The 8,249-nt window shown below is 63.8% G+C and carries 6 protein-coding genes; 2 read left to right on the top strand and 4 right to left on the bottom strand.

What is annotated here, in order from left to right:
* Positions 1–44 precede the first annotated feature (44 nt).
* From Q0176_RS04940 to Q0176_RS04955, 4 genes are all read right to left on the bottom strand, one after another.
* A complete protein-coding gene (locus Q0176_RS04940; protein ID WP_299299814.1) occupies positions 45–407 on the bottom strand; it encodes a VOC family protein in 363 nt (120 codons plus the stop codon).
* An 82-nt stretch (positions 408–489) separates the two neighbouring features.
* Positions 490–2,325, bottom strand: coding sequence for an aspartate--tRNA ligase (gene aspS, locus Q0176_RS04945; RefSeq protein WP_299299816.1), 1,836 nt, complete (start codon positions 2,323–2,325; stop codon positions 490–492).
* A 52-nt stretch (positions 2,326–2,377) separates the two neighbouring features.
* Positions 2,378–3,361 carry an AIR synthase related protein gene (locus Q0176_RS04950; RefSeq protein ID WP_299299818.1) on the bottom strand — a complete coding sequence of 328 codons (984 nt, stop codon included), beginning with the start codon at positions 3,359–3,361 and terminating at the stop codon, positions 2,378–2,380.
* A gap of 177 nt (positions 3,362–3,538) precedes the next feature.
* The gene (locus tag Q0176_RS04955) at positions 3,539–4,720 is read right to left on the bottom strand and encodes a sodium ion-translocating decarboxylase subunit beta (protein WP_299299820.1); all 1,182 of its coding nucleotides are present in this window, start codon (positions 4,718–4,720) and stop codon (positions 3,539–3,541) included.
* A 354-nt stretch (positions 4,721–5,074) separates the two neighbouring features.
* On the opposite strand from Q0176_RS04955, the gene Q0176_RS04960 reads away from it, so the two are divergent.
* Entirely contained in the window at positions 5,075–7,729 is a 2,655-nt protein-coding gene (locus Q0176_RS04960) for a valine--tRNA ligase (RefSeq protein ID WP_299299822.1), read from the top strand.
* Between the two features lie 99 nt (positions 7,730–7,828).
* Positions 7,829–8,119, top strand: coding sequence for a M17 family peptidase N-terminal domain-containing protein (locus Q0176_RS04965; protein WP_299299824.1), 291 nt, complete (start codon positions 7,829–7,831; stop codon positions 8,117–8,119).
* The last annotated feature ends 130 nt before the right edge of the window (positions 8,120–8,249 follow it).

An 8,249-nucleotide genomic window follows, 5' to 3' on the forward strand; every position in this document is an offset into this window, starting at 1 on the left:
GCATTCAACAAGGCGGCTGTAAAGGACGATACGCCGGCAAACGCTTACCTCGGAGGCAAAACCTCCAGCCAATAGCCGTCCGGGTCCTTGATGAAGTAGATGCCCATCTTCTCGTTCTCGTAGCACACCCATCCCCGCTCCCGGTGGAAGGCCCGCATCGCCTCGAAGTCATCGGTCTCAAAGGCCAGATGGAACTCCTGCTCCCCCAGATCATAGGGTTGGGTCCGTTCCCTTATCCAGGTGAGCTCCAACGTGAAATCGGTCTTGCCGTCCCCGAGATAGACGATGACGAACGATTCGTCCGTGATCCGGCGTACCTCCCGGAGGTCCAGGGCTTCCTCGTAAAAGGCCATGCTTCTCTCGAGGTCCAGGACGTTGAAATTGAAATGGCAGAAATGCGCTTTCATGGCGACACCTCCCAGAATCGGTCGAAAACGGAAGAGCGGGGAGGCCCGAACCCGACGCGAGCTCCCCGCAACGGCCCATCGCTTAAATGTCCTCCTCGAGGGGAACCGTCCGAATGCGCAGTTCCTCCAGCCTCGCCTCCTCGACGACGTCCGGCGCCTTGGACAGCAGGCACTGGGCCTTCTGGGTCTTCGGGAAGGGCATGACCTCCCGGATGGACTGGCCGCCGCAGAGGAGCGTCGCGAGCCGGTCCACACCCAGGGCGATCCCCCCATGGGGCGGAGTGCCGTAGGACAAAGCCTCGAGGAAGAAGCCGAAACGCCGCTTCGCCTCCTCCGGAGCTATGCCGAGGCACTGAAAGGCCCGGGCCTGCACCTGAGGATCGTGGATTCGGATGGAACCGCCACCCACCTCGTTGCCGTTGAGCACGCAGTCGTAGGCTCGGGCCAAGGCGCGCGCCGGGTCCGTCTCCATGAGGTCCAGCTCCTCCAGAACCGGGGAGGTGAAGGGGTGGTGCATGGCCGTCCAGCGCTTTTCCTCCTCGCTCCACTCGAAGAGCGGGAAGCGGGTCACCCACAGGAACCTCCATGCCTTTTCGTCGAGGAAACCCCTTGCCCTGCCCAGATCCAGGCGCAGCACCCCCAGAATCGTACAGGCCTTGGCCCGATCGGCATCGGCCACGAGAAACAGGGCGTCTCCATCGTTCAGCCCGGCGAGCTCCTTCAGACGGTCCTGCTCCGGCCCGGACAGGAACTTGACCAACGGCCCCTTCAGCGCGCCGTCCTTGAGCTGGAAGGCCGCGAGTCCGGAGGCCCCGAATTTTTTGGCCTTATCCTCCAGGTCGGAGAGCTCCCTGCGCGAAAGGGCCGCCCCTCCGGGAAGCGCGAGGCCGCGCACGACGCCCCCCTTCGCGAGCAAGCTCCTGAAGGGCTCGAATGAGGACTCGGCGAAGACGGAGGCCACGTCGCAGAGCTCCAGGGAGATGCGGAGGTCGGGCTTGTCGCTGCCGTAGCGGTCCATCGCGTCCCAATAAGGCATCCGCTCGAAGGGGGTGGGGACGTCGACGCCGAGGATCTCCTTGAAGAGCCCCTTCATATAGCCCTCGATGAGTTCCATGACGTCGTCCTCGACGATGTAGCTCATCTCGATGTCGACCTGGGTGAACTCCGGCTGGCGGTCGGCGCGCAGGTCCTCGTCCCGGAAACAGCGCGCGATCTGGTAGTACCTGTCGCACCCGCTGACCATGAGAATCTGCTTGAAGAGCTGCGGGGATTGAGGAAGCGCGTAGAAGGTCCCGGGATTGACCCGGCTCGGGACCAGGTAATCGCGTGCTCCCTCGGGCGTCGCCTTCGTGAGTATCGGGGTCTCGACCTCCATGAAGCCCCGCCCGTCCAGGTAGGCGCGGGTGAAGGCGTTCATGCGGCTGCGGATGCGCAGATTGCGCTGCATCCTCTCCCGGCGCAGGTCCAGGTAGCGATAGGACAGGCGCAGGTTCTCATCCACCTTATCGGTCCCCTCCCCCACCTCGAAGGGCAGCGGCGCGGCGGAGGAGAGCAGCAGAAAGTCCTCGGCCACGATCTCCACGGAGCCGGTCTTCAGAGCGGGGTTCTCCGTCCCCTCGGGGCGGACGCGGAGCGTGCCCCTGACGGCGATGCAGTACTCGTTCCGAAGCTCCCCGGCCCGCTCGTGGACCTCCCCGGCCTCGGGGCCAAATACGACCTGGACGGACCCGGTGTAGTCCCACAGCTCGATGAAGATGATGCCCCCAAGGTCGCGGCGGCGGCGAACCCATCCGTTGGCCCGAACCGCACTCCCCGCCTCGGCCGTCCCGAAGTCCCCGCAGAGCGACGAACGCTGCCAGGATTTATCGAAAAAGTCCGTCCGGCCTTCCCCCTGTTTTTTTTCGCTGAAACAACCCATCCTTAAGATGCCTCCGTCCTGCCAATATACCCGAAACCGATCGGCTGCACCATTATACCCGCTCACGGGCCAATATTCCCCAGAGCTCCTCGTGCATATCCGTTCGGCAGGTCCCCCGCGGCTCCATGAAACGTCCTATAATACTTGAAGCGATACCTTCCTCCCCAAGACGCGCCCGGGCCTTCTCCGCCTCATCGGGCGGTACGACCGCAACCAGCATCCCCGAGGAGATCAGGTGCAGGGGATCGAAGCCAAGCGCCTTCGCCGCGCGGCGCGTCAGCGGCGAGACGGGAATGGCGTCCATATCGAGCGCGATGCCGAGCCCGCAGGCGTTCCGTATCTCCAGAAGCCCTCCCTCCAGGCCTCCCTCCGTGGGGTCGTGCATGTAACGCGCATGGTCCCGAAGCAGTCGGGCCTCGCGGACGACCGACAGATCGCCCTGCCAGGAACGCACTTCGTCCAGCTCCGACGCATTGAGGCACGACAACAGGTCGGGCCGGTCGTGGGCCAGGATGGACATACCCTCCAGGCCGGCATGGCCGGTCACCAGCAGGAGATCGCCCTTCTCGATCCGGTCCGCGCTCAGGAGCCGGCGCGACGGTCCCAGCATCGTCCCTACGATGACCGGCCTGTCGTAGCGGTCCGTCAGCTCCGTGTGCCCGCCGACGACCGCGGTGCCCAGCTCGGAGCAGGTCTCGTGAACCTCGCTCATGATCCGCTCGATCATGGGCACCCCATCGTCGGACGGGATGATCAGGGTGACGACCAGCCAGGCGGGATCCGCGCCCTTGCAGGCGACATCGTTGGCGTTGATGTGGACCAGAAGCCGCCCCGCCCCGGCGGTCGCCCCCACCACGGGGTCGGAGGCCGCCACGAGGTAAGGGGTGTCCGGCCATTGAATCACCGCCGCATCCTCCCCGAGTCCGGCCCCGACCGCGACGTCGGTCCGTTCCGCCCCGGAGTAGCGGAGCACCCCCTGCAGGAGCAGGTCGGGAGGCAATTTACCCAATATTTTCTTCTCGTCTTTCCTCTGCATGAAGATCTCCTCCTTCATTCTCATGCAGAACGCATCGCAGAACGTCCGGTGCAGAATGAAAAACACGAGGAAACGGCGATTGAATCGACGTTTCCAGAAAAAACGCTTGGAACGCCCAGGACCGCGGTCTTTGGCCGCGGTCCTGGGAGGACGTCATGCCCCTGCCGTCGGGAGGGGTCAGGACAGAAGCGTCAGCATGACCCCCGCCGCGACGGCCGTGCCGATGACCCCGGCGACGTTGGGGCCCATAGCGTGCATCAGGAGGTAATTGCCCGGGTTCTCGGACTGAGCGACACGCTGGACCACACGGGCCGCCATCGGCACGGCGGACACCCCCGCCGAGCCGATCATCGGGTTGACGCGGCCATTCGTGAGCACCTTCATGATCTGGCCGAAGATCACGCCGCCGACGGTGCTGAAGATGAACGCCAGGAGCCCCAGGAGGATGATGACCAGCGTGCGCGGCTGGAGAAAGTACTGGGCCTCCATCGTCGCCCCGACGGCAAGCCCGAGGAAGATCGTGGTGATGTTCAGAATCTCGTTCTGAGCCGCCAGGCTCAGACGGTCGGTGGCCCCGCACTCCCGCAACAGGTTGCCGAACATCAGCATGCCCACCAGGGGGACGGAGGCCGGAAGGATCAGCCCCGTCACGATGGTGCAGATGATCGGGAAGAGGATCTTCTCACGTCTGCTGACGGGACGGAGCTGCCCCATGCGGATGGCCCTGTCCTTCTTCGTGGTCAGCAGCTTGATAATAGGAGGCTGGATGAGGGGCACCAGGGACATGTAGCTATAAGCGGCCACGGCGATGGCCCCGAGAATAGCCTGCTGCCCCAGTTTCATCGTCAGATAGATGCTCGTGGGGCCGTCGGCCCCGCCGATGATCGCGATGCTGGCCGCCTGCTTAATGTTGAAGCCAATGTCCAGGCCAAATTGAGCTGCAATGGGCCCCACCCAGTTGGCGCCGATGAAGGCGACGAAGACCCCGAACTGGGCGGCGGCACCAAGGAGGAAGGTCACGGGGTTGGCTAGGAGCGGCCCGAAGTCCGTCAGCGCCCCGATCCCCAGGAAGATGATGATGGGATAGATCTCGTGCTGGGCGCCGAAGTAGACGTAGCGCAGGAAGCCCACGGACCCCTCGGCATCGGACATGATCCCGGAGAGGGGCAGGTTAACCAGAAGACATCCGAACGCGATGGGCACCAGCAGCAGGGGCTCGAACCCCCTGCCGATGGCCAGGTAAAGAAGGACCAGGGCGACGAGCAACATGACCACGTTGCCGGTCCCCATGGACGAGAACAACACGGAAAAGCCCGAGTTGTTCACCAGGTCGCGTAACGCCGTGACATACACTTCCATGACTGCGCTGTCCCTCCCAGATATTCCCGCCGTCAGGCGGCGGGGAAAAATTCCGTTTCCGGATAGCCCGCACTCTCGTCCGCCCTTGGGCAAGGCCACGACCGCTCGAGGACGAACAGAGCCGGACGGCCGCGGATCGGGCTCGGGCGGATCGGGCTCGGATTGTGTCTCGATTTCGGACTCGAGCCCCCGATTCAAGCGTTCTTCATTCTAGCATACCGGGAAAAAGAACGGGCCTCCCTACCGGACTTTCCCCTGTTTCGCGGCTGTTCTGTGCTAAAATGATTTGATTTAAATGACTCTTTTGGATATAGGCATGGCCTATCGAACTTTGCAGGGACGGGGTGTCTGATTATGAACAGGAACAGGGAGCTTCCCAAGGGCTATTCGCCCGACGCGATGGAGGAGAAATGGTACGCGGCCTGGATGCAGAGGGGGCTGTTCGACGCGGAGGTCGATCCCTCGCGCCCGGCGTTCTCGATCGTCATCCCCCCTCCCAACGTCACGGGGTCCCTTCACATGGGGCATGCCTTCAACAACACGTTCCAGGATATCCTCTGCCGCGCCAGGCGGATGCAGGGCTTCAACGTCCTCTGGCTTCCGGGAACGGACCACGCGGGCATCGCCACCCAGAACGTCGTCGAGAAGAGCCTGGCCGCAAAGGGGCTGAGCCGCCACGACCTGGGACGCGAGGCGTTTGTCGAAAAGGTCTGGGAGTGGAAGAAGATTTACGGCGACCGCATCATCGCCCAGATGAAGCGTCTGGGCAACTCCTGCGATTGGAGGCGGGAGCGCTTCACCTTCGACGAGGGGCTATCGCGCGCCGTGCGTTCCGTGTTCGTGCGCCTCTACAAGAAGGACTTGATCTACAGGGGCAAGTACATCATCAACTGGTGCTCGCGCTGCCACACGGCCCTCTCCGACCTGGAGGTGGAGTACGAAGAGAAGCCGGGTAACTTCTACTACGTCCGCTATCCGTTCGTCGACGGGTCGGGGGAGATCGTCGTGGCGACGACGCGTCCGGAGACGATCATCGGGGACACGGCCATAGCCGTCCACCCGAGGGCGGAGCAGTACCGCGGCCTGATCGGCAAGCGGGTGCGCGTGCCCCTGACGGACCGGGATATCCCGATCATCGAGGACAACATGGTGGACCCCGAGTTCGGGACGGGCTGCGTGAAGATCACGCCCGCGCACGACCCCAACGACTTCCTGGTGGGGCTGCGCCACGACCTGCCGCAGCTTCAGGTCATCGACTCCGAGGGCATCATGAACGAGAACGCCGGCAAGTACCGGGGAATGACGATCGAGGAGGCCCGAAAGGCCGCGGCCCGGGACCTCGAGGCGCAGGGTCTCCTGATCCGCACCGAGGCGATCTCGCACTCCGTGGGGCACTGCCAGCGGTGCGGCACGACCGTCGAGCCCTACCTGTCCGCGCAGTGGTTCGTCCGGGCCAAACCCCTGGCCGAGCGGGGCGTCCAGGCCGTGAAGGACGGACGCATCGCGTGGATTCCCGAACAGTGGGAGAAGACCTATTTCCAGTGGATGGAGAACATCCGGGACTGGTGCATCTCGCGCCAGCTCTGGTGGGGGCACCGCATCCCGGCATGGACCTGTTCCGACTGCGGACACGTCACCGTGGCCGAGACGGACCCGACGGCCTGCGAACAGTGCGGGGGGACGCACATCGTCCAGGACGAGGACGTCCTGGACACCTGGTTCAGCAGCGCGCTCTGGCCCTTCTCCACGATGGGCTGGCCGGACGATACCCCGGAGCTCAAATACTTCTACCCGACCTCGCTGATGGTCACGGGGTTCGACATCATCTTCTTCTGGGTGGCCCGGATGATCATGATGGGGCTCGAGTTCATGGACGAGGTGCCCTTCAAGGACGTCTACATCCACTCCCTGATCCGCGACGAGCACGGACAGAAGATGAGCAAGTCCAAGGGCAACGTCATCGACCCGCTGGACATGATCGACAAGTACGGAGCCGACGCGCTGCGCATGGCCCTCGCGGCCCTCTCCACCCAGGGGCGCGACATCCTGCTCTCCCCCGGAAAGATCGAGACCTACCGCCTCTTCATGAACAAGCTCTGGAACGCCGCCCGCTTCGCCCTCATGAACCTGGACGACGACCGGCAGGCCATCGACCCCGCCCAGCTCCGCCTTCAGGACCGGTGGATTCTGGCCCGGACCCAGGAGATGGCGGAGAGGATCACGCGCATGATCGACGAGTACGACATCGGTTCGGCCGCCCGGGCCCTGTACGACTTCGTCTGGGGCGACGTCTGCGACTGGTACCTGGAGATGTCCAAGCCCGCCCTGAAGGGGGACGAGGGCGAGGCACGGCGCAGGACGGCACAGGGCGTCCTGGAGGAGGTCTTCCACACGACCCTTCCCCTGCTCCACCCCTTCATCCCCTTCGTGACGGAGGAGCTCTGGGGAGCCTTTGGTTACGGCTGCGACGAGTCCTCCATCATGCGCACGGCCTGGCCCAGGCCGCGCGAGGAGTTCCGGTTCGACGTGGCCGAGGCCATGCGCACGGTCCAGGAGACGGTGCGCGTCCTGCGCAACCTGAGGGCCGAGGCCCGCGTCGCCCCTCAGCAATGGATGAACCATGCGACGGTCCGGGTGGACGACGACAGGATGAAGCGGACGCTTCAGGATGCCCTGCCGCAGGTCTCCGGCCTCTGCCGCATCAGGGAGATCGCGATCCTGCCGATGTCCGCCCCGCGTCCCGCCGCGTCGCTCTCCTCGGTGGTCGGAGCGGCGGAGGTCAGCCTCCCCGTAGGCGACGTGCTGGACGTGGCCGCGGAGATCGCCCGGCTGGGGCAGGAGATCGCCGCCATAGAGAAGACGGTGGCCTCGAGCCGCGCCCGCCTGGACAAGCCCGACTTCGTCGCTCGGGCTCCGCAGGAGGTCGTCGAGAAGGAGCGGGCCCGCGTCGCCGAGGGAACTGCGCAGATAGCCAGGCTGAGGGAGAACCTGGAGAGCCTGAGCCGATAGGCCCGGCCAAGACGGGCCATAAATTTAACCAATAGACCCATAACTGTGCGGAGGGAGCTTTTGCGGCCCTCCGTTAAAAAATCAAGGAGGTTTTTTTGAGTGATCGACATCAAAGTCTATGACGGTTCTGCGGAGGAATGGAAGGGCGGCGCTCTGGTACTGCCGCTTCGCGAGGAGGATTGTACTGAGGGATCGGCACTGCCCCTCGGGCCCCTCGTCAGGGAACTGAAGGAACGCAGGGACTTCACGGGAAAGAAGGGGTCCCTGCTGAGGGTTCCGCTCTTTGGGAAGGGAATTCGGAACCTCTACCTCGCGGGGCTGGGCAAGGGCAAAGAATGCGGCCACGAAATCACCTATTCCTCCAGGGATAAGCCCCAGGATTGCATCTAACTGATAGGTGTCTGTGAGACGTGTGAGCGTCACAATCTGCTGGTAAAGTCGACTCTTTTTGAGCGCTTCTTTCTCAGTTGGCTTGGTCATCAAATGCGATAATATGTTCTTCGGTTGCTAATTCCCGATA

The organism is uncultured Fretibacterium sp. (assembly GCF_938040765.1).
GTDB lineage: Bacteria > Synergistota > Synergistia > Synergistales > Aminobacteriaceae > CAJPSE01.

Coding starts and splice junctions, on each gene's coding strand:
- Q0176_RS04955 (WP_299299820.1), bottom strand. CDS start 4,720: ATGGAAGTGTATGTCACGGCGTTACGCGACCTGGTGAACAACTCGGGC.
- aspS (WP_299299816.1), bottom strand. CDS start 2,325: ATGGGTTGTTTCAGCGAAAAAAAACAGGGGGAAGGCCGGACGGACTTT.
- Q0176_RS04960 (WP_299299822.1), top strand. CDS start 5,075: ATGAACAGGAACAGGGAGCTTCCCAAGGGCTATTCGCCCGACGCGATG.
- Q0176_RS04940 (WP_299299814.1), bottom strand. CDS start 407: ATGAAAGCGCATTTCTGCCATTTCAATTTCAACGTCCTGGACCTCGAG.
- Q0176_RS04950 (WP_299299818.1), bottom strand. CDS start 3,361: ATGCAGAGGAAAGACGAGAAGAAAATATTGGGTAAATTGCCTCCCGAC.